This is a genomic window from Kitasatospora sp. NPDC001175, assembly GCF_053598215.1.
In genome coordinates this window covers 1-26,613 of record NZ_JBSFJU010000018.1, presented here as the reverse complement: position 1 = coordinate 26,613, position 26,613 = coordinate 1, and the positions used below count along the sequence as shown (strand labels likewise).

The following is a 26,613-nucleotide window of genomic DNA, read 5'->3' as shown; positions in this document are numbered from 1 at the left end:
AGTTGGGCGAAGCGTCCGCGGCTGTGGTGCTGGTGCGCTTCGGCCTTCACCGGAACGCTCACCCCTCTCTCTCGGCAGTGGGTTCCTCTTCGTGGGACAGGTGGTATGCCACGGCGAGTCCCCACGGGACACCGAGGAGGAGGACGAGGGCGAGGCCAAGGACGAGTGGAGCCGGGCGTGCTGCGCCGACTCCTAGGCACACGATGGCAACGATGACGCAGATGCCGGCCAGTGGCCGGTAGAGCCTGCGCTCCTGCCGCCAGACGCGCAGCGAAGCCGCCAGCAGCATCGTCGCGCAGAGCGCCGTGGCCGCGCCCCCGCAGAGCACCCAGGCCGTTGCGGCGGGGGTCCGGCTGTCGTGGGCGTGTTCGACGAGGCTGACCATCGCGGCGCCCATCGCGGCCATCGCGGCCGTGAGCGGCAAGTGGACCAGCATCCACTGCACGGTGCTCGTGCGGGTGGGCCTTGGTGGCCGATGTCCGGCGAAGTCGAAGTACGTCCACCAGGCGCCGAAGCCGACGACGACGGCGACGAGTCCGACGGCGACGGTGAGCGCGGTGGTCGGCTCGTGGGCCAGTCCGTCGACGACGCCGGTCACGGTTTCGCCAAGCACGATGATGATGAGGAGGCCGAACCGTTCGGTGAGTGCATCGGTCACGGTGAGCGCGGTGGCCTGCACCGGGGTGGCCGTACCGATCAGGACCGCGAACCCTGTCAGGTAGGCGAGGGCCAGCAGAGCCCATGTCAGCACACGGATGCCCGCCGGCAGGGCGGCGCTCACGGCCGCGACGACCGCGCAGAGGGCCGTTCCGGTGACGAAAAGCATGCTGGGGCGGCGGAATTCGGGGCTGTCACCGCGTGCGGCGAACAGCCACAGCACCGCCAGTACCGCGAAGAGCACCCCCGCGTTCACGGCGAACGCGACTCCGCGCGCGCCGCCCGCCTCGGGGATGCACGCGCCCAGAGGCACGAGCACCAGGATCTGCAGCAGGAACATGCTCCGGCCGCGGGCATCCTCGTACCCGTGCAGTTCGTGGTGCAGGCTGCCGTTGAACCATGCGATCCACACCAGCGCGAAGACGGCGGCGAACTCACCCAGCCCGCTCCAGGTCAGGTGCCCGGCCAGGTGATGGGCGGCCTGGGCCACCAGCACGACGACCACCAGGTCGTAGAACAACTCGAGTGGACCGACCACCCGCTCGCGCGGCTGCTCGCCATGCGCGCGCGGCGGCCGCCACAACCGCCGGCGCAGCCTGGCCCACTGTGCGTGTCGCGAGGTCATGCCCGCAGCGTAGAGCCCCGGGACTGTCCGGGAGATCAAGTGTCCCGTTGAGGTGCCCGCGGCGTAGGGAGCGCATGGAAACGGACCGCGCCCTTGACGCGGCCGCGGCCTCCTTCTCACCAGCCGGTTGGCTGCCCGCACGCCGTCCCGCCGTGCACTTCGGGCTGAATAAGCGCCAGGCCCAGGAGCGCGGAGCCCATTTGGGCTCTCAGCAGTCTCGCGTCGCCGCGGTTCCTGAAGAGGCTGGTTTCGTAGTTGGCGGTTTGGGGGTGTGGACGCGGCCGAACCAGTAGAGGCCGGCCACACCAGCGCGGGCAGGAGAAGCCACAGGGCGTCGTGGTGCCGTCGGTGGTCGGCGGGGTGAGCGAGGCCCTACACGTGCTCGGCCGCCCCGGCCCTCGATTTCGCCGCAGCCTCGGATGCCTTCCAGGCCGCGAGGATCAGCAGGGTGAGCGTTTCGGCGATGAGGCTGAGCAGGGCCTGCGGGGTGGGTTGCAGGCCGTTTTCGGAGAATCCGAACAGTCCGGTGGTGCGGGAAGCGGTGAACCCGGCGAGCGTGCAGATGGCGATCGTTGTGGCGGCGATGCGCAGGAGCGGGGGTGCCGCCAGTAGGAGGAGTGCGGCCACTGCGAAGGAGGTGCTGGCCTGCAGGAGGAACAACGAGCCGATGATGTGGATGGAGCGGTATCCGTCGATGTAGAGCTGGGCGTGGATGTATCCGCTCGCCGCGAGCGTGGCGGCGAGCGCCAGGCGCAGGGCGAGGGCGGGCAGTCTTCGGGTGTTCATGCTCCGGGTGTTCATGCGAGTTTCGTGTCCTTGATGGCCAGTGCGTGGTTGCCCTGCCAGTAGTTGACGGTGCGGATGCCGAGTGCGTCCTTGAGCTGTCCGGCGGGCAGTACCTGTGGGAGTGGGGCGGGGCCCTGGCCGGGTTTGGGGAACGGGTAGCAGGTGGGGCGGGCCGAGTGGAAGGTGATGTTGCCCTCGGTCTTGCTGAACAGCTGGTGGACGTGCCCGTTGAGGCACGTGACCGAGGAGAAGCGGCGGAACATCGACAGCAGCTGCACCGCGTCGTCGGTGCCCCAGCCCCACGTCGGATACATCGCGAACAACGGGATGTGACTGAAGATGACGATGGGGGTGTCCGAGGACAGGCCGGCGATGTCCTTGCGCACGAAGTCGATCTGGTCGTTGCCCAGGTGGCCGAGTTGCTCCAGGTGAAGTGTGTTGACCAGCGCGATGAAGTGCACGCCGTGGGTGTCGAAGCTGTACCAGCCGTCGCCGACGGTGTTACTGCCGAAGGCCTGCCGGTAGGCGCGTGGTCCGTTGTCTCCGATCGAGTCGTGCTCGCCCGGCACGGTGAACACCCGGTCCGTGTCCAGCTGCGACATCATCTGCTTGACCTGGTCGAACTCGTCGGGGGTGGACAGGTGCGTCAGGTCACCGCTGTGCATCACGAAGTCAGGCCTGTAGCCCAGGGAGTTGACCTGGTTGATCGCTGCGGCGAACGTCGCGGTGACGTCCATGTTGGCCGGGCCCTGGAAGCCGATGTGGCTGTCGGAGATCTGCACGAACCGCAGGTCGGCGCTGCTCGCTGGGGCTGCGCTCGTCGAACCGGGGATGTGACTGATCACCTCTCCCGCGACGACGGTCAGGACCACGGCGCCACCGAACCAGGCGGAGTGCCGCATGAGCTGGCGGCGGGTCATGTCGTGCTCGCCCCCGCCGTTGGAGCCGTGGCTGTCCTCGGTCACGGGGTCACCACCACGGTCGCGGTCATGAACGGGTGGATGGAGCAGAAGTACGGGTAGCTGCCGGGGGTGGTGAACGTGTAGCTGTAGGTGTCGTTGGTGGCCAGGGCCGCCGACTGCAGTGGCCCGCCAGATCCTTGCTTGCTGGTGACGGTGTGGGCGTCGGGGTCGGTGTTGGTCCAGGTCACCTTCGTGCCCACCTTGACCGTCAGGGTGGCCGGGTTGAACGCGAAGTTCTTGATCGTCACTGCGTTGGCGGCCGCTGGAGCGGACGCCTGGCTGCTGGCAGCCGAGGGCTGGCCGCTGGTGGCGGACGGCTGCCCGCTGGTAGGTGAGGTCGAGGGCGTGCTTGGTGGTGGGCTGGCCGTGACCGTACCGCTCGTTCCGGAGGCGCCGGGGAATCCCGCCAGGCTCGTCTGACCGGGTCCGGGACTCAGTGCGCCGGAGGGTTTGGATGACGATCCGCCGCACGCGCTGACCAGCCCCACTGCTCCGGCAACGGCGACGGCGACCAGGCACACCGTAGGCGACCGTCGGACCGGTGGAGCGGAGTTCGCATTCATGGCCATCGTTCCTTCTACGCGTCCCCAGCCGCACGGGCGGGTGTGATCCAGGACCAAGCCGGATACCGTCTTCTCGGGCAGACAGACGACCGCGTTGCACCCGCCGGGGGATCCTGGAGGGGTGCAACCCGGTTGGTTACTGTATGTGAGCGGACAGTACATTCCGTGCACCGAACAGCGGAGTCTCGTTGTTTCACCCTGGCGGCGGGCAGTGGAACGCCTCGAGCCGTCACTGGGTGGGGCCAACAACACCGGCATAGCCAGGTGGTTGCGTGTCCGAGCGCGACTGTGGCAGGGACGGTGGCCGCGGCTGTGCGAAGTGCTCCAGTGACAGTGACAGCTCTCTCGTTGGCGCTCCTGACAGAGCCTCAGCCTCGACGAGCGAGAGCCCTTTCGTTGGGATCTACGGGATGTTGGGGGCTACGAGGGCGACGGGCCCAGGCGATTGCCTGCCAGGCTGCGAGGATCAGCAGTGTGCCGCCCTCCAGCAGGAGGCTGAGGAGGGCTTCGGGGGCGGGCTGCAGGCCGCGTTCGGTGAAGCCGAACACGCCGATCGTGCGGGAGGCGGCGAACCCGGCGAGAGCACCGAGCGCGACGCCGGCAGCTGCGGCCCTGAGCAGCACCGGTGCCGTGAACAGCATCAGAGCGGCAACCGCGAAGGCGGCGATCGCCTGGAGCAGGAACAGGGCGCCGACGACGTGGATGAAGCGGTATCCGTCGAGGTAGAGCTGAGCGTGGAGGTAGCCGCTGCCGGCGAGCGTGCCGGCGACGGCCAGGCGTGTCGCGAAGGCCGGACGCATAGCGGAGCCGGGTCCCTTCCTGGCGTTCATGCGGATCACTCCTCCGAGTTGATGCCATGTCATGGCGTGTCCGCCGGCTGGATTGTCAAGGTCGGCGCCTGGCGCCCTGCCGCGCGCGTCCGGGCACTGGTTCATGGGGTCACCACCACGGTCGCGGTCATGAAGGGATGGATGGTGCAGAAGTAGGCATAGGTGCCGGGTTGGGTGAACGTGAATTGGTAGGTGGCGCCGGTCGTCAGCGACGCCGAGTTCAGGGGCCCGCCCGATCCTTGCTTGCTGGTCACGGTGTGGGGGTCGGTGTCCTTGTTGGTCCAGGTCACCGTCGTGCCCGCCTTGACCGTCAGGCGGGCTGGTGAGAACGCGAAGTTCTGGATCGTCACCGCGTTCCCGGTCGCCGGTGCCGTTGTGGCCGGAGGGCTTGCCGGCGTGCTCATGCCGGGCATCGCCGGGGCGCTCGGGGCGGAGCTTGGGGCACCGCCGGAACCGGTGGAGGAGGACTGCGGCGATCCGCCGCAGGCGCTGAGCAGCACCAGAGTGCCCGCAGTGGCAACGGCCAGGCCGGCCGCCACCAGGGGCCGTCGGAGTGATGGAAGGGACTTCGGGTGCATGGCGTGTTGCTCTCTACTGATCAGCCCGCGATGGGGGCGGGCGGGGGTCGGTCGTCCGGTCGGTGTTCCGCGCCGAGACCCGGCGTCGAGGACGTACACGGCTTCCGGGTCAACGCTGCCACCGTGCTGCCGTGCGCGGCCGGCCCGGAGGTGGGGGTGCCGGTAAGCCGGGTAGGTGGCGTGGCGGAGCACGGCGAACGGGGACGTGCGCCGGTAGCTGGAGGCGGGTGACGCCGACCGTGACGCTCCAGTCGCCGTGCGTGATGGCGGGCGCGCCGGGCGGGACACGGGCGGAAATCCGCTGCGCTCGCGGAGCGCGTCGTCGAGCCGCAGCACCTGGTCGCGTCGCGTCGCCGGCCGCGCGGTGGGGGAGGCCCCGAGGGGCGGCGGAACCATCTGGGTCATCTCGGCTCACTCCTTGTGGGACGGGGGGAGGGGCCCGGGGATCGGTGCTCGTCAGGTTCCACGGGTGCCGGGCGTCGTGCGGTTCGGTGTGTAGGCACCTTTTGCGAGATTTCAGTGATTTGAGGCATATGCGATGATCGACTTATGCCGTGGAGTCTTCGGAAACGCGGTCCAGGGAGTGAGCCGGATCGCTCCGGGGACCGTGTCTCTGGTGCGGGGACCATTTCCCGCGCGGACGAGGAACTGCTCCGCACGCTGTACGCGGAGCATGCCGGGCCGCTGCTCCACTTCGTCCTGCGACTGACCTCAGGAGACTGGCAATGGGCCGAGGATGTCGTGCAGGAGACACTGCTGCGGGCCTGGCAGCACCCGGCGGCGTTCGACCCCGAGCGCGGACCGGCCCAGGCGTGGCTGTGCACGGTCGCCCGGAACCTGGTCATCGACGCCCGCCGGGCCCGCCGGGCCAGACCGACCGAGGTCGACGGGGAGGCGCTGGAACGGGTCGCGGCGCAGACGCCCGGAGAAGACGAGATCGAGCAAGCGCTGCAGAGCTGGGCGGTGGCCGAGGCCATCCGGACCCTCTCCCCGGAACACCGGGCCGTGCTGCTGGAGACGTACTACAGGGGCCGGACGATGGTCGAGGCCGCGGAGGTGCTCGGCATTCCGGTGGGCACCGTGAAGTCGCGCACGTACTACGCCTTGAAAGCGCTGCGGCTAGCGCTGCAGGAACGGGGTATCGAGCCGTGACAGCGTCGTGGAGGAGGTGCGGACCATGAACGGCGACCGTGACGCCGTCCGGTTCTCCCTGGGCGGATACGTGCTGGGAACGCTGTCCCCGGCGGAGACGGAGCAGGTCCGCGCCCACCTCGCGGAATGCGCCGAGTGTCAGGCCGAGCATGCCGAACTGGCGGGAATGCCCGCGCTACTCGCGAAGGTCAGCGAGGCCGAGGCCGCAGGCGAGGCAGCGCCCGCGCCCGGCGAGGAGCTGGCCGACCGATTGGTACAGCGGGCCGCCGCACGCGCGCGAGCGCAGCCAGAGCCGCAGCCTGCGGCCGCTGCCGGGCCGGGCGTACCGCAGCAAACCGAGCGAAGCCGGCTCGACCGGCTGCTCCAGCAAGCAGCGTCCCGACGCCGTAACGCCGTGCGGAGGCAACTGGTAGCGGTCGCAGCCGCCACGACGCTCATCGCCGCGGCAGCGTCGGGCGGTACGTGGCTGGCTGCCGTCGTGTCCACGAGCAGCCAGGTCGCGCAGCCCGCACCGACGTCACCGGCCCCGGTCCATACTTTCTCCGGAACCGACCCCACCACCGGCGTGTCCGCCACGGTCGAGGTCTCGCCCGCGGCCTGGGGCACCGCCCTGCAGGTCTCGGCGAAGGGAGCACCCCCCGGGATCACATGCAGCCTGCAAGCGGTCGGGATCACGGGCACCGCGGCGACCGCCGCCACCTGGCAGGCCGGCGAGTACCCGCGTGGCGCCAAGATCTCCGGGACCGTACCCATGTCCCCAGGAACGATCAGTCACTTCGACATCTACGCCGGCAACGGCCAGAAGCTGCTCACCATCCCGGCGTGACGCCCCGGCCAGGTCGGGCGCCTCATGGCCGGCAGCCCTCCAAAGCCGGCACGGGCCGGCCGGACAGGCGGGGCACAGGTCACGCCGCGTGGCACGACGTTCACCGCGGGACGGGGGAAGCGGGTTCGGGCGACGGCGGTCATCCCCGCCCCCCATCGCCGACCGCGCCGGAGACCGAAGGCCATGCCATGCTCATCGCGGTCGCCAGGTGAGCGACGCGCTCACCTGGCGACCAAAGCCTCACCGGGTGCGGTCACGCTGACCACTGAAGGCAGGCGTGGACTTCGCGACCCTCCGGAGCTTGGCGGACCTCGGTCGATTGTGAGAGGAACTCGACGATGCCGTTGCCACGACCGTGTTCGTCAGGGGCGATGTGATGGCTGGGGCGGCCTACGTCAGCTCCGGAGTCGACGACCACGATGTGCAGCACGTGGTGGTCGAGGACCAGCTGCAGCGTCATGCACTCGTGGCCGTACCGGGCGGCATTGGCGGCGAGTTCGTCGACGATGAGAACGGCGGAGTCCCGCTCGTCCTGGGGAATGCTCCAGCTTTCCAGCAGCTCCGCCGTGAAGTGACGGGCGGCGGAGACGAGTGCTTCCTGCGCCGGCAACGTGAGCAGCGCCTGGCGGCGGCAGCAACCTCGCGCAGGCAGCACACCCGTGATGGATGCGAACCGGGGACGCTGCGGGCTTCGGCGCGTGGCGTGGAGCCGAGCGTTGCGGCGGCGGCGGGAGTTCGTGGGGAGTAGCTGGGTCATCTCAGCTCACTCCTTGCGGATGGGACGGGGGATGGGGAGGAGATCTCGTGAATACCAGCGCTTGTCTACTTTCACGTGCGACAGGCGCCATGTGGTTCGGCCCGTTCGTGTCTCCAGAGTTCGCCAGTTGGTGGGCACACGGCGCTCAGCGGAGCCGTGACCTGCGGCGACCTCAAGGGTCGATGTGTGCCCACGAGGCGTCCGGGCAGTTCGGGAGATGGCGCGGGGCGATCACGCTGGTGGCAGCGGTGCGCCTCAGGCCGTGAAGGCCGATCTCGGGCAGGTGGAGCTCGTCTCGGCGCTGCGCCTGCGGACCTGGTCGAGCGAGTTGCTGTCGGAGCACCCGGGTCTCTGCGTTCCCGGCCGCTCATCGCATATGCCACAAATCAATGAAATCTCGCAAAAGGTGCTTACGGGCCGAACCGCACGGACCCCGGAACCGTGGAATCTGACGAGCACCCGATCCCCGGGATCCCCTCCTTCGCTCCATCCGGCAAGGAGTGAGCCGAGATGACCGAGATGGTTCCGCCGCCCCTCAGGGCCTTCCCCGCCGCGCGGCCGGTCCCGCCCGCGTCCAGCTACCGGCGCACGTCCCGTTCACCGGGCTCCGCTACGCCACCGACCCGTTGTTCAGCCGACACCCCACGTCCGGCCCACCCGCGTACGGCAGTACGACGTCCGCGCTGACCCGGAAGCTGTGCACGTCTTCAAGGCCGGGGCCCGGCACGGAAAACACCAACCGAATGACCGACCCCCACCCGGCCCGCCTCGCGGGCTGATCAGTAGAGAGCACACACCCATGTACCTGGACTCCCTGGTCCGCAGCGGCCCACGTGATGCACCCGAGTGGTCCGAGCGTTGCCGCCTGTTGCCGCGACCCGCCACCAGCGAGAAGGAGCCACCGAAATGAGTGGAAAGCAGAAGACACTCGCCGTCCTGATCGGAACGGTGCTGGCAGCCGGACTCACCAGCCCGGCTTTCGGGGCCACCGCCGCCGTCGCCCAGTCGCCGACCACGAGCACCGCCGCTGCGGGGTCCGGCAGGTCGGTCGTGGCGTGGAACCGCGAGCTCATCGGCATCCTGAGCGATCCCAAGGCCCAACCGGCCACCGTCCAGCCCACGCGTAGCTTCGCGCTGCTCCAGGCCGCCGAGTACGACGCGGTGGCCTCGATCACCCACGCGGACCCCGTGTACGCGTTCTCGGTGCCGGCACCTCAGGGTGCACGTGCGGACGTCGCGGCGGACCAGGCAGCTCACGATGTGCTGGCCGCCCTGTACCCCACCAAGCGCGCAAGCGTGGACCAGCAGCTGAGCGGCCAGTTGTCCGCGATCGCCAACAGCGCCGGCAAGCAGGCAGGCATCGGCGTGGGAGCAGCGGTCGCGCGCCAGCTGATCAGCCTGCGGTCCACTGACGGGTCCTCAACCAAGCCGCCGCAGTTCACTCCCGGCAGCCTGCCCGGCGACTACCGGCCCACGCCGCCCGCCTTCCCCATGCCGGTGTTCAGCGACTGGGGTGCGGTCAAGCCGTTCGTGCTGACCAGCGGGAGCCAGTTCCGCCCGGCAGCGCCGCCGGCCGTGAGCAGCGCCGCGTACGCGAGTGCCCTGAACGAGGTCAAGGGCCTGGGCAGCAAGACCAGTACCACCCGCACGCACGATCAGACCGCGGCCGCGAAGTTCTGGGCGGCGGCGCCCGTCTGGAACGTGTGGAACCAGGTCGCGCAGGGCCTCGTCACCTCCCAAAACGCAAGCCTGCAGCAGGCGGTGAAGGTCTTCGCCCGGCTCGACCTGTCGCTCGCCGACACCGCGATCGCGATGTACGACGCCAAGTACGCCTACCACGTGTGGCGGCCGGTGACCGCGATCCGGCTCGGCGACACGCACTACAACCGGGGCATCGTCGGCGATCCCAGCTGGACCCCGCTGCTGCCGACCGCCCCGGATCCGTCATACCCCGGCGCTCACGGCGCGCTCAGCCAAGCTGCGGCGACGACGCTCGCCGGGTTCTACGGCACGCACCACCAGATCACGGTGACGTCGAAAGGTGTCACGCGGACCTTCGCCGGCTTCCAGGACGCCGCCACCGAAGCGTGGCTCAGCCGGATCTGGTCCGGCCAGCACACCGCCATCGACAACCAGGCCGGTCAGCAACTCGGCACGCAGGTGGCCGATTTCGTGGCGCACCACCTCTGACCGCCCGCACCTGCGCGGCGTCAGGGCGCCGTGACCAGGAGCCGGTTGTACCCGACACGTCGGGTACAGCCGGCCGCCGATACGCGCGTACCTGGGGCCTGGCTAGTGGACGAGGGCTTCGGACACGGCCCACAGTCGGGTGGCGTTCTCCCGGTCCAGGGCGTAGGGTGCCACGCCCGCGATGGCACCGGCTCGTTCGGTGACCGTCTGTGCCTGTGCGCAGTCCTCGAAGTAGCGGCCGGTGAGGCCCTCCACCGTCGGCGAGGCGGCCAGCAGCGCCGTAGTCGCGGCGCCTTGCTCGACGGTCTTCTGAGGGGGCAGTGCGAGTCCGGTCGTGTCGATGAAGCCGGCCAGTTGCTCCGCGCCCATGTACCGGGCCAGCGACGTGTCGGCGATGTTGCCCGGCATCAGTGCGTTGGCGGTGATGCCGTCGTCGGCCCACCGCTCGGCGGCCCCGACGGCGAACAGGACGTTGGCGGTCTTCGACTGCCCGTAGGCGGTCCAGGGGTCGTACGGGCGGAAGCGGTAGTCCAGGTCGTCGAAGACGACCGGTGAGAAGAGGTGGCCGATCGAGCTGACCGAGACGATCCGCGCGCCCTGCGCCGCCGCGAGTGCCGGGCGCAGGCCGACGGCGAGCGTGAAGTGCCCGAGGTGGTTGACGGCGAACTGAGCTTCCCGGCCGTCAGGGGTGCGGGTGAGCTCCGGAAGGGCCATCACCCCGGCGTTGTTGACCAGGATGTGCAACGGGCCGTCCCAGGCGGCCACGAACGCCTCGACCGTGGACCGGTCGGCCAGGTCGAGGCGTGCCACGGTCAATGTGCCTGATGAGGTCGGCAGTTCGGCCTCCAAACGGGCCGTCACACGCGCACCGGCGTCGGTGTTCCGCACGGCCAGGGTGACGTCGGCGCCGGCCGCGGCGAGCGCCCGGGCCGTTTCCACCCCGATCCCGGAACTGGCACCGGTCACCACGGCCCGACGGCCGTGCAGGTCCACGCCGCCGATCACCTCGGCGGCGGTGGTGCTCGCCCCGAATGTGCGGGGCGTCTGAGGTACTGACATGAGGGGGCTCCTGATCTGCGGGCGCCGGGTGTCCGAACGTGCGGTTCACGTGCCGATGGTGGTCGGTCTCCCCGGCGTCACGGGTATAGTCGGCGGGTGGCCGACGGGAGTCCAGGTGTACGTGCCGCCGGTCGGCGTGACCCGGCCGAACACGCCGTTGGTGAAGTGCCCGGCGGCGATCACGGTGTCCGGTCGCCGGAGCACGCGGTTGCGCACCGCTCGGGCCTGGTCCGGATTGACGTCCGAAGAGAACACGCAGGCCGGGTCGGCCATTTCCACCGGAGCATGAAAGATGTCTCCCGCGATGAACACCGATTCGGTGCTGGCGCCCGACGGGTCCCGCACGACGACCGCCAGGTGACCGGGGGTGTGACCGGACGTGTCCTCGACAGCGACGCCGGGTGCGATGGTGTCGCCGTTCCCGATGAACTCGACGACACCCTTGAGTGGCTTGATCGTGGCCTCGGCGTCCGGCCCGCCCAGCTCGCCTGCCGCCTCAGTTGTCCAGTGCCGCCACTCGGCTTCCGCCATGAGATGCCGTGCCCGGGCGAAGGTGAGGCTGCTCGGCGTTTTCGGCTCGGGTGCGCTCGGAACCGGCGCGACATCGCTGGTCCAGCCGATGTGGTCGAGATGCAGATGGGTGTACACCACCGTGTCGATGTCGTCGGGGGACAGTCCTTCGGCGGCGAGGCTCTGCAGGAGCCGGCCGCCCTGCACATGGGCGAGTCCGGGAAGATTCACGTCCATCTCGCCGAGACCGAGATCCACGAGGATCTTCTGGTCCCCGGCGCGGATGAGGAAAGCTCCGAACGTGAGGACGAGCTGGCCGTCTTCGAGGGAGCCGGGGTGTGCCGACCAGTCCACCCCCGGCATCATGGTGTCCGGATTGTGTACACCGTGTCCGTCCAGGAGATAGGTGATCGACGTCTCGCCGATGGTGATCCGATCGGCCGTTCGGGGCATGGGAATGTCCTTTCGTGATGCACTGGTGTGAGGTGTCGGCTGCCCACCGCCGCGCGCTTGCGTGAACTCAACCGTTGAGCGTTCGCATCAGCTCGGGCGCGTAGCGCTCGCCGGTGACCACGCCGTGCGGGGCGACCGCCTCGATCGCGGCGATGTCCCGGTCGGTGAGGGTCAGCTCGGTCGCGGCGGTGTTCTCTTCCAGGTAGCGGCGGCGCTTGGTGCCGGGGATGGCGACGGCGCCCTGGTGCTGCACCCAGGCGAGTGCCAGCTGGGAGGGGGTGACGTCCTTGTCGGCGGCGAGACGGTGGACCTCGCGGACAACCGCGAGGTTGCGGTCGAAGTTCTCGCCCTGGAAGCGGGGGTCGGTACGGCGCCAGTCGTCCTTGGCGAAGTCGTCCGGGCTGGTGATGGCACCGGACAGGAAGCCGCGCCCCAGCGGGGAGTACGCCACCAGGCCGATTCCCAGCTCCTCCAGGGTGTCGCGCACCCCGTCGTGTTCGATGCCGCGCTCGAAGAGCGAGTACTCGGTCTGCACGGCGGTCAGCGGGTGGACCGCGTGGGCGCGTCGGATGGTCTGCGCGGACGCCTCGCATACGCCGATGTGGCGGACCTTGCCTTCGGTTACCAGCTCGGCCAGCGCGCCGACGGTCTCCTCGATCGGCACCTTGGGGTCGATGCGGTGCAGGTAGTACAGGTCGACGTGGTCGGCGCCCAGGTGCCGCAGTGAGCGTTCGAGCGCCCGGCGCACGTACTCGGGCCGGCCGTTCAGGTCGAGCACGCGGCCGTCGTCGGTGATCTCCACGCCGGTCTTGGTGGCGACCACGGCTGCATCCCGGCGCCCGGCCAGCGCCTTGCCGAGGAGCTGCTCGTTGACGAATGGGCCGTAGCTCTCGGCGGTGTCCAGCAGGGTGATGCCCAGCTCCAGCGCACGGTCGATGGTGGCGAGCGATTCGACTTCATCGGTGGCGCCGTAGAAGGCGCTCATCCCCATGCAGCCCAGGCCCTGGGCGCTGACGGTCAGACCCTGGCGGCCGAGTGTGTGGCGTTCCATGGGATTCCTCCATAACTAACTGGATAGATACATGACCGTATGGCTCTGATCCACCAATGTCAATAACTAGATAGTTACTTGGTAGGGTGGTGGCCATGCCACGCGACTCCCAAGCCACCAGGGCCCGGCTGCTCGATGCCGCCTTCACCGAGTTCGCCGCCTACGGCATCGCCGGGGCCCGGGTGGACCGGATCGCCGAGACCGCAGGGGCGAACAAGCGGCTGATCTACGTCTACTTTGGCAACAAGGAGGAGCTGTTCGACGAGGTCCTGCGACGGGCGCTCACGGAGGGGGCCGAGTCGGTGCCCTTCGACGTCGACGACCTGCCCGGGTACGCAGGCGCGATCTTCGACCACCTCGTCGCCCGGCCGGACCTCATGCGCCTACGGCTATGGAAACTGCTGGAGCGCCCCTCCGCCACCGGACTCGAGCCCGACGCTTTCCGGCGCAAGGCCGCTGAAGTGGCCGAAGCGCAGCAGCGTGGTGACCTCGCCCGGGAGCTGGTGCCCGACGATCTGCTGACCATGGTGCTCGCCGTGGCCCAGGCATGGTTCTTCGCCGCCGAAGGCCGCGACGCGGGGGAGGGCGGCCAGGCATGGTCACCCGAGCTGCAGGCCCTGCACCGCTCGGCAGTCGTCGAGGCCGCCCGCCGGATGACCGAGCCACGGGCGGCACACCAGTAGCAGCCCCCAGTCAGCGCACGGTCTGACCCAGCTGCGCAGCGCATGGCTCCCTTCACAGCCGGTCTCCTGCCGGACGTCACGCGCTGGACTGCGGGGACTGGGACTGGCTGATCGCCGGGGCGTAGATCTGGATGGTGCCGTCGAGTTCGCGCACGGGGAGTCGCGGCAGCGTGGGCAGGGGCTCCCCGGCCTGGTGCGGACGCGTCAGGTTCACCCCGGCGAGGCTGAAGGTCGCGCCGTGGCACGGGCAGGCGAGTCGGTCGCGTGCGCTGTCGAGGCCGAGCCGGCAACCCTGATGGGTGCAGATGCCCGAGACGGCCCGGACGCGCCCGTCGGTGCGCCGGACGAATCCGGTCACCGTGCCCAGGTCGAAGGCGACGACGGCGCCCTCGGCAACCTCGGCGGTGCGGGCGACCGGCTGCCAGCTGCCGATGTCCGGGACGATTTCCTCGGACGAGCCGGGCTGCTGTGCCTGCGCGCCCGCGTCGGGCCCTACCAGGAGCTTTTCCGCGGCCATGCCGGCCACGGCGCCGGTGGCGGTGAGCGCGCCCGCGGCCAACACCCGGCGACGCGGCGGGGTGCGCCACGCCGGCTGCGGTGCGGGCGTGGCAGCCTGCGCCTGCTCCTGTTCGCGCAACTGCTGGCGCAGCCGGTCGACGAACGCCGGGGTGGGGCCCTGGGCGTCCGGTCCGGCGGCCGCCAGATCGATGGCGGTGCGCACGACGGCGAGCTCTTCCTCGGTGGCCGCGAACGGCTTGGGGCGGCGCCGGCCGAGCAGCCGTTCCACGTAGCGGTCTACCGCCTGCCGCCTCATGGCGCTTCCCCTTCCATCTCGGCCTTCTTCTCCACGTCGGCGGCCGCGCGCAAGGCGCGGTGCTGGATGACCTTCGCGTTCGCGACGGTGACCCCGAGTTCCGCCGCGGCCTGCCGGATGGTGTACCCGCGCAGGAATCTCAGCACGAGGATCTGCCGGGACCGTTCCGGTAGCGCGTCCAGGATTTGCTGGGCACGCGCGCCGGCGGCCTCGTTGTCGGCCTCCTCGGCGCCGGGCGCTTGATCGGCCAGGTCGGTGGCGTCGGGGTCGATCTCGGTGACCTGGTGGCCCAGCGTGCGCCGCCAGTGCTCGGCGAGCACGGTGCGCGCGGTCGCCGTCAGGTAGGCGCGTACCTGGCCGATCTCGGCGCTGGCGTGCAACGGCCCGAACGCGGCCGTGAACACCTGCGAGGTCAGGTCTTCGGCGTCGGGACGGTTGCCGACCTTCGCGAACATCAACCGGTAGATCCGCCCCACGTTGTCGGTGTAGATCGCATCCCAGTCGGGATACGCCGCCGACGGCAGCACCACCGGGGGGCGAGTCGCCGGCACCGCGGTGTCAGCCCGCCTGGCCATGCCCAGGCCGACCCGTCTGAGCGCTGCGAACCTGTCGCGACCGACCACAACTCATCATAGAGCGCGGCGTACACCAGACCCGTTGCCTCGGCATCGATAGACCCTTCGTCGATTCTTCTCGCCCAGAGATACGGGCCGGGGTTACAGCGGTGCGCGGTGCGGGTGTAACCCCCGTCCGTATCCCCTTTGCGAAAGCGGTGCGGGTGTAACCCCCGTCCGTATCCCCTTGCGACGGCGGCGGGCCGTGGCGCATCGCCTGGTCCACACCCGCCGAATCCAGCTCGAGGTCTTCATCCGCGCCCGTCCAGGGCCGATCAGAAAGCCGAACCATGGACAAGTCCTTCCCCCGGCGCCGGGCCGGCGCCGCGGCCGCGCTGCTCGCGGCGGCGGGCCTGACCCTGGCCGCATGCTCCAGCCCCACGCAGGGCACCGCGTCGGCCACGGCCACCGCCCTCACGGCCGGCTCCGGCCAGTCGAGCCTCGCCGGGATGCCCGGCGCCACCGGAACCGGCGCCGCGCAGCCGTCCACGGCGCCGACCGCAACCGCTTCCATGCCGCCGATGACGATGCCGGCGAGCGCGGCCGCGCAGACGCCGGCCGGGGCACCGGCCGCCACCGACAGCGTGGCCATCAAGAACTTCGCCTTCGCGCCCGCCGCCATCACGGTGAAGGCCGGCACCACGGTGACCTGGACCAACCAGGACACCGACGCGCACACCGTCACCAGCCAGAACAAGGCGGGAGCGTTGAACTCGCAGGCGCTCAACACCGGGCAGAGCTACTCGTACACCTTCACCACCCCGGGCACCTACGGCTACCTGTGCACCATCCACCCGTTCATGACGGCCACGGTGACGGTGACCCAGTGACCGCCCCCATGACCCGACGCCAGCTCGCACGGCACGCCGGCTGGTTCGGCGCCGCCGTGGTGCTGAGCGTCACCGGTGGCGAGGTCATCAGCCGCATCGCCAACACGCGCGACAGCATCGCCTCCGCGGCGACCGGCGATGCCGACACCCTGCGCTTCGTGCAGATCTCCGACAGCCACATCGGCTTCACCGGGCCCGCCAACACGGATGTCACCGGCTCCTTCGCCCACGCCATCGACCAGGTCAACAACCTGGGATTCCGGCCGGACTTCGTCCTGCACACCGGCGACCTGACCCACCTGTCCACCCCGGCACAGTTCGACCAGGTCAAGCAGATGATGAGCGGGCTGCGCACCGAGCGCGTCTTCACGGTCCCCGGCGAGCACGACTCCGTGGACGACCACGGCCGCGCCTACCAGCAGGCCTTCGGGCGCGGCACCGAAGGCGACGGCTGGTACAGCTTCGACACGCACGGCGTGCACTTCATCGCGCTCGTCAACACCCTCAGCCTGGAGAAGCTCGGACACCTCGGCGCCGATCAGATCGACTTCGTGCGCCGCGACGTCGCCGGCCTGTCCTCCGACACCCCGATCGTCGTGTTCAGCCACATCCCGCTGTTCGCCATGTACCCGCAGTGGGGGTGGTCCACCGACGACTCGCTGCAGGTGCTGAACCTGCTCAAGCGGTTCTCCTCCGTCACCGCACTCAACGGGCACGTCCACCAGCTGTTCAGCCGAGTCGAAGGCAACGTCACCTTCCACTCGGCCACCACGACCGCCTACCCGCTGCCCAAGCCCGGCCAGGCCCCCGCGCCGACCCCGCAGGTGCTGCCGGCCCGGCAACTGCACACCGCCCTCGGCATCCGCAGCGTCGAATACCGAGAGGGCACCACCTCACTGGCGATCACCGATCAGGAACTGACATGAACGACACCCCCGCGTTTGTATCCAGGCGCATCCTCGCGATGACCGCAGCCCGCCCGCCCGCAGCGGCGAGAGCGCTCACCGTGGCCGCCGGGGCCACGCTCATCGCCAGCGGCGTCGTCCACGCTCAGCTCTACCTCGACGGCTACCGCTACCTGCACGCCGTCGGCATGCTGTTCCTGCTCCAAGCCGCGGCCTCCTTTGGCTTCGGCCCGCTGCTGGCCGGAGCCCTCCTCCGGCCGCCCGCGCTCATCCAACTCGCCGCAGCTGGCACCGCTCTCGGCGCGCTCGCCGGATTCGCCGCCTCACGCACCACAGGGGTCTTCGGATTCATCGAGCACGGCCTGCAACCCGCGCCGCAGGCACTCATCAGCATCGTCACCGAATGCGCGACCGTGCTGGCGCTCCTCGCAGCCGGATACCTCACCGTGCGGCACGGAAAGCTACCTGCATCCCTTCCACCGGCCGCGAGTTGAAGACGAACGACGCCGCGCAAGACCCTGTTGCAGGCCGCCGCACTCATGAACCGGCTCGCTGCGGGCGCCTCGTGAGGGTCGGCGCTGACCGCCGGAGGCAGTCGGCGCCGACCCGGCGGGAACGGGTCGCTCGTTCCCGCCGGAACGGAACTCGGACAGCCTTGCCGGGCGTCCGCCCGGGTGAGGACTTCGACTCGGCGGTGCGGTGCCCGAATCCTCTGCGCGGTCCGGCTGTCAGACCTCCTCCGTGCGCGCTGCGATGCCCTTGCCGTGGTAGACCTCGTCGTAGTAGTGGATCACCAGGGGGCGGGTGAGCATGGCCTCGAAGGTGGCGGTGAAGCCGTGTTCGGTGCGCCAGGCGAGGTAGTCGGTGTAGTTGTGTGCCTCGGTCCACTGGGTCAGGCCCGCGACATGGTTGGCGTCGTTCTGGTCGCGCAGGATGCGGATGTCTTCGCAGCCCTCGTGCTTGAGGCTCTCTCCCAGGATGTCCAGCAGCAGGTTCGCGACGTCGTCGCCGCGGCCGGGCTGGGAGAAGAGCTCGGTGATGACCAGTGTGCTCATGGATCGGCTCCGGCTCAGTAGGGCGAGGGCTGGTTGTGGATGACGGTCAGGCTCACGATCTTGCCGTCGCGGATGGCGAAGTAGCTGGTCATGACCAGCTCCTCGGGGAGGTTGGTCTTGTCGTAGGTGCCGTCGTACTTGGCCCGGACGATGAGGTCGCCGTAGTGGTCGAAGATCTCTCGGACTTCCATGGTCACGTGGTCCCCGACGAACTCCTTGTCCATGAACGTCCGGATGGCGTCGGCGCCCCAGATCTCGCGCCGGTTGTCGTTGACGTAGGCGCCGGGGGCGAAGGTGCCGACGATGCGGTCGGTGTCGAAGGCGTTCACGGCGGCGATGTGTTCGGCGACGATCGGGGGCAGCTCGGTGATGATCTCGCTCGGGGATGGCTGGCTGGGCACGGGCTCGGTCCTCTCTCGGTCCCTCGTGGTGTCTGCGCCCAGGTTCCGGGATCCCCCGGTGGGAGGGGCAAGGGCCGCTTCGCCGATTGACCCTCCCACCGTGGGAGGCTTCAGACTGGGAGGGTGATCTCCACGCTGGCCATCGGTGACTTCTCACGGGCGACGCATCTGAGCGTCAAGATGCTGCGCCACTACCACGAGATCGGTTTGTTGGAGCCGGTCGCGGTGGATCCGGACACGGGTTACCGTCGCTACGGTTCCGATCAGATCTCCACGGCTCAGATCATCCGCCGGTTCCGGGACCTGGACATGCCGTTGGACGAGATCCACAAGGTCCTGACCGCCCCGGACGTGGAAGCCCGCAACCGGCTCATCTCCGGCCACCTGGCCCGTCTGGAGGCCAACCTGGCCCGCACCGAGGAGGCGGTGTCGTCGCTGCGGAACCTGCTGGACCACCCGGCAGCCGAGGGACCGGTACAGCACCGCTACGTGCCGGTCACCCTCGCTGCGGCGATCACCGACACGGTCGACGTCGGCGACGCCCTGACCTGGTACCAGGGGGCGCTCGGCGAGCTGAAAGCCACGGTCACGGCCCAGGGGATCGCCCCGACGGGCCCGGCTGGAGGGATCTTCTCCAACGAGCTGTTCGCCGACGGCCGCGGCCAGGCCACGGTCTTCCTGCCTTGTGACCCTTCCCCCAGGCTCATGGGCCGGGTCGCACTGCTGGCCGTCCCGTCCGTGGAGCTGGCCACCGTCGTCCACGCCGGCTCCCATGCAGACATCGACCGGGCTTACGGCGCGCTCGGCGCGTATGTCACCCGCCACGCCCTGGCGGTGGAAGGACCGATCCGGGAGTACTACCTGGTCGGCCCGACCGACACGGCGGACGACAGCCTGTGGCGAACCGAGGTGGGCTGGCCGATCTTCCGCACCCGCCCCACCCGATGACCGCCACGAGAAGGGCCTGACCTGGACGCGATACCGGTGAAATGGCAGGCGGCCTGCTCACCGGCTAGTCTTGCCGGGTGGGGAGCGCAGCAACACCGGAAGCAGAGATCGCCGCCGAGTTGATGAAGGCGATGACTCGCCTGCGTGCCCGGCTGCGTACCGAATCGGCGCCTGAGGAAATGCGCTGGACCTGGTCGCAGGTCAACACCTTGGCGCGAGTGGTCGCCGAAGGTCCGACCACGGCAAGTGCGCTGGCAGCAGCGGAGCACGTACGTCGCCAGTCGATGGCTGAGACGCTCTCGACCCTGCGCGCCGATGGCCTGGTTACTGCCAGCGAGGATCCCACCGACCGGCGCAAGGCGCTCATCCACGCGACGGCCGAGGGGCGGGCGCTGGTCGAGACGATGCCGGCGGCCCGTGAGGCCTGGCTCGAGGTGGCACTGAGAACGCAGCTCAGGGCGGATGAGCGCAAGACCCTGTTGAAGGCCGCCGCACTCATGAACCGGCTCGCCGACGGCGCCTCGTGACGGGCCGGTGCTGACTGGCCGCAGGCGTCGGCGTCGTTCCGGCGGGAATGGTCGCTCGTTCCCGCCGGAACGGAACTCAGACAGCCTTGCCGAGCGTCCACAGGTCGTCGGTGTCGATGATCTCTGCCTGCTGCGGGAAGACCTTCTCGATCAGGAGCCGGTGGACCTCCGGATCGGGGTCGGCGGTCGCGTCTTTGAGCACGTAGAGCCGGTAGTCCTCGTCGGCGGCATGCCGGAGCGTTGTCAGGACGACGCCTGAGGTGGAGAGTCCGGCGAGTACGAGCGTGTCGATGCCCTGGGCTTGCAGGCTCTCGTGGAGACCGGTGGCGTCGGAGAGCGCGCCGATGCGGGTCTTGCGCACCACGATGTCGTCGTCCCGCACATCGAGGCAGTCGTGCAGGTCGGTGTCGGGGCTTCCGTCGGCAAGGAAGCCGTGCTGCGCGACGGCGGCGAATGTCTTGTTGCGCCTGGGTACGGCCGCGAAGTCTTCCGGTGCGAAGGCGACACGGACGTAGACGACGCGGACGTCGTGCGAGCGGGCCCAGGCGAGGCCCGCCTGCGCGCGCGAGAGTGCGTGCGCACTGTGGGGGACCGCGGCCAGGACCGCGGGCTGGAAGTCCATCAGCAGCAGGGCGGTACGGGAGGGGATGATGGGCGGGATGGGTGTGGTCATGTCCTGTGTTCCTAAGGGGCGTCGGCAGTGGTGGTTGTGAGCGGTTGAGGCTCCTGGCCGGCGGGTTCTTTACGGGTGGGGTCGGCCAGACGTCGGTCGAGGACCGTCATGAGGAGGACGGCGGCGCCGATGACGACGAGGGCCCATGAGATGTGGTGCAGGCCGGTGTCGTCGACCCGGCTGTGGAAGGCCATGCCGGTGATGGCCGCCGAGGCGATGGAGCCGACGTACCCGAAGGTGCGCAGCAGCCCTGAGGCGGTGCCGATGCTCTCGGCCGGGGCCTCCCGGTACAGGACGGTCTGGTTCGCCACGGTGCTGGCCCCTGACGTGAGGCCGAACAGCGCGGTGACGGCAACCAGGGCGATGATCGGCGTCCCGGTGGTCAGAGGCAAGGTGGCGACGGCTCCCACCAGCAGCAGAGCCGCGGAAGCTATGAGCCAGCCCCGGACCCCGCTGCGGCGGGAGGCGATCCGTGCCGTGATGGCCGACAGGGCGCCCATCGGGATGAGGATCAGGCCCGCCTGGAAGCTGGGCAGGCCGCGAGCGGCCTGGAGCCACTGGGTCAGCCCGTAGAGGATCACGTACGTACCCAGGAGGGTCAGGCCGTTGCGCAGGTAGGTGCTGGCCAGAGCGGGGTTCGAGGCCAGCAGGCGGACGTCCAGGAACGGATTGGCCGCCCTGAGCTCCCAAGCGACGAGCACGCCCGTCAGCACGACGGTCGCGACCAGGAGGACCCAGTTGGGCTGCTGCAGGTCGTTGAGGAAGAGCAGGAGTGTGATCAGGGTGCCGGCGAAGACGATCATGCCTGGCAGGTCGAGGCGCTGGGCGATCGTGTGCGGGGAACGCCCCCGTTCACGGGCGGGGTCCTTGCCGATCCACGCCAGAGCCATCACCAACGCCAGCAGGGCGGCGGGGACGTTGATCAGGAACGCGGTCCGCCAACCGAACCACCCGACGAGGAGGCCGCCTACTGCCGGACCGATCGCCACGGTGGCCGCACCGGCGACCGCCAGGCCGCCGAGAACGCTGCTGGGCGGCTCCTGCAGTCCCGCTGTCGCGGCACGCCGGCGGATCAGCAGCATCGCCGAGGGGTAGCAGGCGGACGTGCCGGCGCCGATCAGAACGCGGGCGACGATCAAAGGGGTCATGCCCCATGCGAAGCCGCCGAGGAATCCCGCCACGAGCACGGTGAGGGTGCCGGCCAGGAATACCCGCCGCGCGCCGAACTCCTCAGCGAGCCGTCCGGCGGCGGGCTGCGCTATCGCACTGGTCAGGTACAGGGTCGAGATCAGCACCGCGGTCTGGCCGACGGTTATGTGCATCGCGGCCGCGATGGGCACCAGCGCCGTCGCGATCATCGAACTGTTCACCGGGTTCAGTGCGGCGCCCACGTACAGCGGTGTCACGAAGCGTGCACCGAAAGGCTTCCGGTCCGCGTCACTTGCCGGGCGCCGGCCCACCGGGTCGGCACTACCTGTGACATTCATACGCGACTCCTCTGTGTGTCCGGGCGGCCGGCTATCCAGGAGACGCCTCACCAAGAAAGTAAGCAGGCTGCCTGACGAACAGGTTAGCAGGTAGCCTGCCTATATTCGGCGCCGCACACGACATGCGGCTGTACGTCGATCGTGATCGTCCACCGGCGAGCGCCGCCGCTGCGCGGCCGGAATGAGATCCGGACGGATGGGTGCAAGACTGAGAAGGCGGAGGTGGTGTCATGGCCGACGAGGACGACCGGGCGGCCGCCACCGGGGCGGACGAGCGGCTGCTGGAACAGCTGCTCGCCGAGGCCAATGCGATCGTCCCCCACCGTCTGCCCGCGCTCGTGGACCGGTGCGCCCAGGCGCTCGGCCTGGACAGTGCCACGATCTACCTCGCCGACCTCCAGCAGCATCTGCTCATCCCCCTCGACGAACAGACCGACCGGCTGCCCGTGGACTCCAGCGAGGCAAGCTGGGCCTACCGCACAATGTCGCCACGGGTCCACGACTCCCAGGGCGGCGGGACGGCGTGGCTACCGATGGTGGATGGCGCGGAGCGTATCGGCGTACTGGGCGTGCGGGCCGGCGTCCTGGACGGGGTGCGGCTGCGCCGCTGCCGGATACTGGCCACGGTGGTCACCTCCAAGCGCACCTACAGCGACTGGCTCGTTGCCCGCACCCGCACGCAGCCCACGACGCTGCCCACCGAGATGCTGCGCGCCTTCTTGCCGCCACGCAGCGTCGGCCGCCCCGGCGTGATCTCCACCGCCGTGCTGGAACCCGCCTACGCGCTCGGCGGCGACGCCTTCGACCACTCGATGACCAGGAACATCCTGCACGCCGACATCTTCGACGCGACGGGCCACGACCTCTCTTCGGGGCTGACCACCGCGATGGTGATGGCCGGCTGCCGCAACGCCCGCCGCTCCCGTGCCGACCTGCCGAACACGATCGAGGCGGTGGACCAGGCGCTCGCCGAATGGCTCCCCGAACAGTCCTGCACCGGCGTGCTGTGCCGGCTGGACGTGGACACCGGCACGCTCCAGTGGTGCAACTGCGGTCACCCGCCGCCCCTGCTGATCCGCAACGAACGCGTGCTGGAGCACGCCCTGGAAAGCCCCCCTCAGCCGCCGATGGGCCTGCCGTTCCGGCTCGGGCCCACCCACCGCGAGGTGCACGAGACGACGCTGGAACCCGGCGACCGGGTGCTGCTCTACACCGACGGCGTCACCGAAGCCCGCAGCGAGGACGGCGAGGTGTTCGGCCGGGACCGGTTCACCGACTTCATCATCCGCTCCTCCACGGCCGGCCAGCACCCAAGCGAGGTCCTGCGACTGCTCATCCACGCGATCCTCGAACACCAGGGCAACGACCTCAGTGACGACGCCACCATCCTGCTCGTCGAATGGCACCCCGACACCCGCAGGTCGCAGGCCGCCTCTCACAACACTCCAGCCGTCCACCCGGAGCGCTTCGGAACACGCGCACCATCCCCCTGGCGCGACCACTTCGCCGCCGAGACGGGCGTGATCCGCAAGGAGGTCGACGAGCATGACGAAGAACGATGACCGGCTCTTCCTGATCACCGGCGCGACGGGGAACACCGGGAAGACCACCGTGCAACTGCTCCTGGAACGAGGGCACCGGGTGCGTGCTCTCGTGCACCGGGAGGACGACCGCTCGCGGCAGCTCGCTGCCACAGGCGCCGAAATCGCCGTGGGCGACCTGCTCAACCTCTACGACGTGAGCTCCGCCATGCGAGGAGTGAGCGGAGCTTACTTCTGCTACCCGATCGCCCCGGGCTTGCTCGATGCCACGGTCACGTTCGCGCAGGCGGCCACCGAGGCTGGCGTCCGATCGGTCGTCGACATGTCGCAGATCTCCGCCCGCCGGGAAGCCGTCAGCAACCAAGCGCGCCAGCACTGGCTCGGCGAGCGCCTGCTCGACCGCACGACGATGCTCACCGCGCACCTGCGTCCGACGTTCTTCGCCGAATGGATCAGCTGGTGGTGGGGCCGTCAGGGAGACGAGGGCGTGCTCCGCCTTCCGTTCGGAAGCGGCCGTCACGCTCCCGTGGCCGGGGTTGACCAGGCGTACGTGATCGCCGCCATCCTTGAGAAGCCGGAGCCGCACGATCGCCAGACCTACCCTCTGCACGGCCCGGTTGAGATGGACCACTACGGGATCGCCATGGCGGTCTCGCGAGCACTCGGGATCCCCGTTACGTACGAACCCATCAGCATCGAGGAGTTCGCGGACGGGTTGGCCTGCCTGGGCAAGCCGTCCCACCTGATCCAGCACCTGAGTAATGTCGCCACCGACTACCAGCACGGCATCTTCCAGGGCACGAACAACCTCATCGAGGTCATCGGCAACCGCTCTCCCATGACCGTGGAGGAGTTCGTCATCGACAGGAGGCACGACTTCGATCGCAACGGTTCGAACTTCATGCCCCCAAAATCGAGCTGACCGCCAAAGGGCCCTGAACAGCCAAGTTGGACCTGCCGATCCACTAGGGCCTGTATCGAGTCCCGATCAATCTGCCCTGTCTGTCCTCGCGGATAGGCTGACCGGCATGTTGCGAACGCTTCCGTCCCTGATCACCGAGAAGGCGGCCCTGTCTGTCGCTGGAGCTGGCCTCCTTCGGTACGCAATGGGGCCGGCCTTGATCGGGGCGGGAGCTGACGCAACCGTCGTCATTGTCGAGTCCGGGGACAATCCGAAGGTCAGCGGCGTCCAAGACTCCCTCTGGGTACTTCTGCGCGGGGATCGGATTCCAGAACTCCACTCCAGGTTCGAGTTCCGAGGTGCCTTGCCCATTCACGTCTTCGCGCGACTGGAAGAGGGCTGCCTCCCGCTCGGCACCGCCCAGTGCAGGGCGATGCCGTCGGCACCGGCTTACTTCGACCGTGCCGAACTGAGGCTCAGCCAACCGCTGACCCGCGAGATGCTGGATGCGGTCCGGCCAGTCCCGTCACCTGGGCCGGTGCCAGGCGTGGACTGGATCGACCTCGTGGAATCAGATCCGAGCCGGGCCTTGGAGTCGTTCGTCCTCGGCTGGTTTCCCGAAGCGGAGTCGGCTGACGACGAGACCACGGCAAACGAACTGGACAACCTGCCAGAGGCGTTGGCCGCCTTCCACCGCCTGGCCCGCCTCCGACCGGCCATCCACAGATTCATCGACCCAGTACTGAAGAAGCCCAGGCGTGCATCCGGGCCACTGGGCGACCGACTGATCTTCGCGATGTGGAACGGGGCCAGCAGGGACTGGTCCATCCCCTGGCCGCTGAATAAGCCGGACGAGCCCGATCCACGTGTGTGGTTCACCGAAGACCCCGATGATCCGAACCCGGAGACGACCCTTGAAGAGGAACCGCTGAGCCGCTTCCTCCTGCAGTTCACCCTCAACGGAGCCATGAGTGTCGCCCCCTACGGCGCTCGCACCTACTGCATGCCGACCGCGCGCCTTGACGCGCTGTGGAAGCTGCTGCGCCCCATACCCCTCAGTCCCTTCATGCCGACCTACGCGGCCGAGCGGTTTTTCGCGGCGCCGGGACTTCTCGCCCGCGTCAGCGGCGACGAGGACGAGGCAATCGTGGGCTTCAGCGCGCTTCACCGCGGGACCCTGACACCGCTGCTCGAACACGGTTTCCGGTGGCACCGGTTCGGCGGGTGAGGCATTAGCCCCCGATGAGGTCGCATGTCTGCCCGTGGGCGGGGCCGTTTAGCGTCGACGGCCACCGGCTCGGTGTCCAGACCGGTGTGGTCGAACGGTTCGTAGACCAGGGCGGCGTCGGCTTCGCCCCGGCGCAGCAGTCCTGGTTGCTCACCCCATCCGCACAGCCGTATCTCCACCGGCACAGCCCCGGGCCCGGCCGCGTAGCGCTCCAGGATCGCCTCCAGACGTCCGGCGTCGGCGTTGGCTTTGACCGCCAGGACCACTTTCGGTTCCTCGCCGGCCGCGCGTTGCGCTCGTCGTGCGGCGGCGTCCAGGGCGTCCAGCGCGATCCGGGCCTGGTCGAGCAGCACGGTCCCGGCCGGGGTCAGCGCGACGCTGTGCGTGGTCCGCTCGAACAGGCTGGCCCGCAGATCGACCAGGTGGGGTGATGTATCGGTCACCGTAACGGGAGCATACCTGCGATTCCGGACAGACCATCCGAATTTCGGCGGGCCCCCGGCCTCGACCAAGTCGTCCTGCCAGCACGGGTCTACGCGGCCAGGCATGCGTTCGGGATGACCGTGGGGGTGCTGTCTGCGTGGTCGAGGGCTTTGGCCAGGGCGAGGACGGCTTCGTCGGCGGAGTTCTTGAGGAGGTGGCCGTAGAGGTCGGCGGTGATGGCGAGATGGGAGTGGCGCAAGGTTTTGGAGACGATGGCGAGCGGGATGCCGGCGGCGATCATGATGCTGGCGGCGGTGTGGCGCAGGTCGTGCAGGCCGATCTTGGGTAGGTCGAGTTCGGCGGTGCGTTTGCGGAGTTGGTCGAGGAGCCACTGGGGGCGCAGTGGGTCGCCGTCGGGGCGGGTGAAGACGAGGCCTTTCAGGCGGCCGTCGGGGTGGGCGGCCATCTGGAGGGCGGCTTGGCGGTGGTGGGCGGCCATGGCTCTGGGGGAGAGGCTGATCCAGGCGCGGCTGGCTTCGGTTTTGGGTTCGCCGAGGTGGATCTTCCCGTTGTTCACGGCCGTC

31 protein-coding genes are annotated in these 26,613 nt (G+C 69.3%); 13 read left to right on the top strand and 18 right to left on the bottom strand.

Translation table 11 applies throughout. The features are described from left to right. Positions 1-58: 58 nt before the first annotated feature. From ACWDAK_RS15815 to ACWDAK_RS15800, 4 genes are all read right to left on the bottom strand, one after another. The gene (locus tag ACWDAK_RS15815; protein ID WP_427393489.1) at positions 59-1,282 is read right to left on the bottom strand and encodes a low temperature requirement protein A; all 1,224 of its coding nucleotides are present in this window, start codon (positions 1,280-1,282) and stop codon (positions 59-61) included. 372 nt (positions 1,283-1,654) lie between these two features. After that, entirely contained in the window at positions 1,655-2,068 is a 414-nt protein-coding gene (locus ACWDAK_RS15810) for a hypothetical protein (protein WP_427393490.1), read from the bottom strand. A gap of 11 nt (positions 2,069-2,079) precedes the next feature. Next, positions 2,080-3,033 carry a metallophosphoesterase family protein gene (locus tag ACWDAK_RS15805; RefSeq protein WP_427393491.1) on the bottom strand — a complete coding sequence of 318 codons (954 nt, stop codon included), beginning with the start codon at positions 3,031-3,033 and terminating at the stop codon, positions 2,080-2,082. After that, the gene (locus ACWDAK_RS15800) at positions 3,030-3,278 is read right to left on the bottom strand and encodes a cupredoxin domain-containing protein (protein WP_427393492.1); all 249 of its coding nucleotides are present in this window, start codon (positions 3,276-3,278) and stop codon (positions 3,030-3,032) included. Before ACWDAK_RS15800 ends, ACWDAK_RS15805 begins: the two co-directional genes overlap by 4 nt. Before the next feature lie 4 nt (positions 3,279-3,282). On the opposite strand from ACWDAK_RS15800, the gene ACWDAK_RS15795 reads away from it, so the two are divergent. Next, positions 3,283-3,450 carry a hypothetical protein gene (locus ACWDAK_RS15795; protein WP_427393493.1) on the top strand — a complete coding sequence of 56 codons (168 nt, stop codon included), beginning with the start codon at positions 3,283-3,285 and terminating at the stop codon, positions 3,448-3,450. 511 nt (positions 3,451-3,961) lie between these two features. Here ACWDAK_RS15795 and ACWDAK_RS15790 read toward each other — a convergent pair. Next, positions 3,962-4,423, bottom strand: coding sequence for a hypothetical protein (locus ACWDAK_RS15790; RefSeq protein WP_427393494.1), 462 nt, complete (start codon positions 4,421-4,423; stop codon positions 3,962-3,964). Positions 4,424-4,524: 101 nt separating this feature from the next. Continuing rightward, positions 4,525-4,827 carry a cupredoxin domain-containing protein gene (locus ACWDAK_RS15785; protein WP_449803951.1) on the bottom strand — a complete coding sequence of 101 codons (303 nt, stop codon included), beginning with the start codon at positions 4,825-4,827 and terminating at the stop codon, positions 4,525-4,527. 723 nt (positions 4,828-5,550) lie between these two features. Here ACWDAK_RS15785 and ACWDAK_RS15780 point away from each other — a divergent pair. Then, positions 5,551-6,153 (top strand): sigma-70 family RNA polymerase sigma factor, encoded by a 603-nt coding sequence (locus ACWDAK_RS15780; RefSeq protein ID WP_427393495.1) that lies wholly within the window; start codon positions 5,551-5,553, stop codon positions 6,151-6,153. A gap of 25 nt (positions 6,154-6,178) precedes the next feature. Then, positions 6,179-6,979 (top strand): anti-sigma factor family protein, encoded by an 801-nt coding sequence (locus ACWDAK_RS15775; RefSeq protein WP_427393496.1) that lies wholly within the window; start codon positions 6,179-6,181, stop codon positions 6,977-6,979. A gap of 253 nt (positions 6,980-7,232) precedes the next feature. Here the strand turns inward: ACWDAK_RS15775 and ACWDAK_RS15770 are convergent, their stop codons facing one another. After that, positions 7,233-7,736 (bottom strand): ATP-binding protein, encoded by a 504-nt coding sequence (locus ACWDAK_RS15770; protein ID WP_387625590.1) that lies wholly within the window; start codon positions 7,734-7,736, stop codon positions 7,233-7,235. A 906-nt stretch (positions 7,737-8,642) separates the two neighbouring features. On the opposite strand from ACWDAK_RS15770, the gene ACWDAK_RS15765 reads away from it, so the two are divergent. After that, positions 8,643-9,926, top strand: a complete 1,284-nt coding sequence (locus ACWDAK_RS15765; protein WP_427393497.1) for a vanadium-dependent haloperoxidase — start codon at positions 8,643-8,645, stop codon at positions 9,924-9,926. Positions 9,927-10,028: 102 nt separating this feature from the next. Here ACWDAK_RS15765 and ACWDAK_RS15760 read toward each other — a convergent pair whose 3' ends face one another. The 3 genes from ACWDAK_RS15760 to ACWDAK_RS15750 all read right to left on the bottom strand — a co-directional run bounded on the left by ACWDAK_RS15760 (position 10,029) and on the right by ACWDAK_RS15750 (position 12,999). Further along, on the bottom strand, positions 10,029-10,985 hold the full coding sequence (locus ACWDAK_RS15760) for an SDR family NAD(P)-dependent oxidoreductase (RefSeq protein ID WP_427393498.1): 957 nt from the start codon (positions 10,983-10,985) through the stop codon (positions 10,029-10,031). 45 nt (positions 10,986-11,030) lie between these two features. Further along, complete coding sequence (locus tag ACWDAK_RS15755; RefSeq protein WP_427393499.1) at positions 11,031-11,948, bottom strand: MBL fold metallo-hydrolase; 918 nt, start codon at positions 11,946-11,948, stop codon at positions 11,031-11,033. A 67-nt stretch (positions 11,949-12,015) separates the two neighbouring features. Then, positions 12,016-12,999, bottom strand: a complete 984-nt coding sequence (locus ACWDAK_RS15750) for an aldo/keto reductase (RefSeq protein ID WP_427393500.1) — start codon at positions 12,997-12,999, stop codon at positions 12,016-12,018. A gap of 95 nt (positions 13,000-13,094) precedes the next feature. On the opposite strand from ACWDAK_RS15750, the gene ACWDAK_RS15745 reads away from it, so the two are divergent. Continuing rightward, on the top strand, positions 13,095-13,682 hold the full coding sequence (locus ACWDAK_RS15745; RefSeq protein WP_427393501.1) for a TetR family transcriptional regulator: 588 nt from the start codon (positions 13,095-13,097) through the stop codon (positions 13,680-13,682). A 76-nt stretch (positions 13,683-13,758) separates the two neighbouring features. Here ACWDAK_RS15745 and ACWDAK_RS15740 read toward each other — a convergent pair whose 3' ends face one another. Both ACWDAK_RS15740 and ACWDAK_RS15735 read right to left on the bottom strand, forming a co-directional pair. Beyond that, positions 13,759-14,496: a Rieske (2Fe-2S) protein gene (locus ACWDAK_RS15740; protein ID WP_427393502.1), complete on the bottom strand. Its 738-nt coding sequence runs from the start codon at positions 14,494-14,496 to the stop codon at positions 13,759-13,761. Beyond that, complete coding sequence (locus ACWDAK_RS15735) at positions 14,493-15,026, bottom strand: RNA polymerase sigma factor (protein ID WP_427393503.1); 534 nt, start codon at positions 15,024-15,026, stop codon at positions 14,493-14,495. Before ACWDAK_RS15735 ends, ACWDAK_RS15740 begins: the two co-directional genes overlap by 4 nt. Before the next feature lie 374 nt (positions 15,027-15,400). Between ACWDAK_RS15735 and ACWDAK_RS15730 the strand changes: the two genes are divergently transcribed. Genes ACWDAK_RS15730 through ACWDAK_RS15720 form a run of 3 tightly spaced genes read left to right on the top strand, consistent with a single transcriptional unit; the run spans position 15,401 to position 17,339 of the window. Further along, positions 15,401-15,940, top strand: a complete 540-nt coding sequence (locus tag ACWDAK_RS15730; protein WP_427393504.1) for a cupredoxin domain-containing protein — start codon at positions 15,401-15,403, stop codon at positions 15,938-15,940. Between the two features lie 8 nt (positions 15,941-15,948). Next, complete coding sequence (locus ACWDAK_RS15725; RefSeq protein ID WP_449806472.1) at positions 15,949-16,866, top strand: metallophosphoesterase family protein; 918 nt, start codon at positions 15,949-15,951, stop codon at positions 16,864-16,866. Beyond that, positions 16,863-17,339, top strand: a complete 477-nt coding sequence (locus tag ACWDAK_RS15720; RefSeq protein WP_427393506.1) for a hypothetical protein — start codon at positions 16,863-16,865, stop codon at positions 17,337-17,339. Before ACWDAK_RS15725 ends, ACWDAK_RS15720 begins: the two co-directional genes overlap by 4 nt. A gap of 234 nt (positions 17,340-17,573) precedes the next feature. Here ACWDAK_RS15720 and ACWDAK_RS15715 read toward each other — a convergent pair whose 3' ends face one another. Together ACWDAK_RS15715 and ACWDAK_RS15710 are read right to left on the bottom strand one after the other, a co-directional pair. Beyond that, positions 17,574-17,900, bottom strand: a complete 327-nt coding sequence (locus ACWDAK_RS15715) for a putative quinol monooxygenase (RefSeq protein ID WP_427393507.1) — start codon at positions 17,898-17,900, stop codon at positions 17,574-17,576. A gap of 14 nt (positions 17,901-17,914) precedes the next feature. Further along, positions 17,915-18,301, bottom strand: coding sequence for a nuclear transport factor 2 family protein (locus tag ACWDAK_RS15710; protein WP_387630566.1), 387 nt, complete (start codon positions 18,299-18,301; stop codon positions 17,915-17,917). Positions 18,302-18,424: 123 nt separating this feature from the next. On the opposite strand from ACWDAK_RS15710, the gene ACWDAK_RS15705 reads away from it, so the two are divergent. Further along, positions 18,425-19,249: a MerR family transcriptional regulator gene (locus ACWDAK_RS15705; protein WP_427393508.1), complete on the top strand. Its 825-nt coding sequence runs from the start codon at positions 18,425-18,427 to the stop codon at positions 19,247-19,249. 77 nt (positions 19,250-19,326) lie between these two features. Next, complete coding sequence (locus ACWDAK_RS15700; protein WP_387630563.1) at positions 19,327-19,776, top strand: MarR family winged helix-turn-helix transcriptional regulator; 450 nt, start codon at positions 19,327-19,329, stop codon at positions 19,774-19,776. 76 nt (positions 19,777-19,852) lie between these two features. Here ACWDAK_RS15700 and ACWDAK_RS15695 read toward each other — a convergent pair whose 3' ends face one another. Continuing rightward, positions 19,853-20,449 (bottom strand): cysteine hydrolase family protein, encoded by a 597-nt coding sequence (locus ACWDAK_RS15695; RefSeq protein ID WP_427393509.1) that lies wholly within the window; start codon positions 20,447-20,449, stop codon positions 19,853-19,855. An 11-nt stretch (positions 20,450-20,460) separates the two neighbouring features. Continuing rightward, positions 20,461-21,855, bottom strand: coding sequence for an MFS transporter (locus ACWDAK_RS15690; RefSeq protein ID WP_449806471.1), 1,395 nt, complete (start codon positions 21,853-21,855; stop codon positions 20,461-20,463). A gap of 311 nt (positions 21,856-22,166) precedes the next feature. Between ACWDAK_RS15690 and ACWDAK_RS15685 the strand changes: the two genes are divergently transcribed. The 3 genes from ACWDAK_RS15685 (at position 22,167) to ACWDAK_RS15675 (ending at position 25,606) form a co-directional block, all read left to right on the top strand. Continuing rightward, positions 22,167-23,498, top strand: coding sequence for a PP2C family protein-serine/threonine phosphatase (locus tag ACWDAK_RS15685; protein WP_427393511.1), 1,332 nt, complete (start codon positions 22,167-22,169; stop codon positions 23,496-23,498). Continuing rightward, positions 23,482-24,399, top strand: a complete 918-nt coding sequence (locus tag ACWDAK_RS15680; protein ID WP_427393512.1) for an NAD(P)H-binding protein — start codon at positions 23,482-23,484, stop codon at positions 24,397-24,399. Before ACWDAK_RS15685 ends, ACWDAK_RS15680 begins: the two co-directional genes overlap by 17 nt. Positions 24,400-24,505: 106 nt before the next feature. Continuing rightward, on the top strand, positions 24,506-25,606 hold the full coding sequence (locus tag ACWDAK_RS15675) for a hypothetical protein (protein ID WP_427393513.1): 1,101 nt from the start codon (positions 24,506-24,508) through the stop codon (positions 25,604-25,606). Here the strand turns inward: ACWDAK_RS15675 and ACWDAK_RS15670 are convergent. Continuing rightward, positions 25,543-26,049 (bottom strand): hypothetical protein, encoded by a 507-nt coding sequence (locus ACWDAK_RS15670; RefSeq protein WP_427393514.1) that lies wholly within the window; start codon positions 26,047-26,049, stop codon positions 25,543-25,545. The genes ACWDAK_RS15675 and ACWDAK_RS15670 overlap by 64 nt on opposite strands. A gap of 89 nt (positions 26,050-26,138) precedes the next feature. Beyond that, positions 26,139-26,613: tyrosine-type recombinase/integrase (locus tag ACWDAK_RS15665; RefSeq protein WP_449806470.1), on the bottom strand; the 475-nt coding region annotated here is incomplete at its 5' end.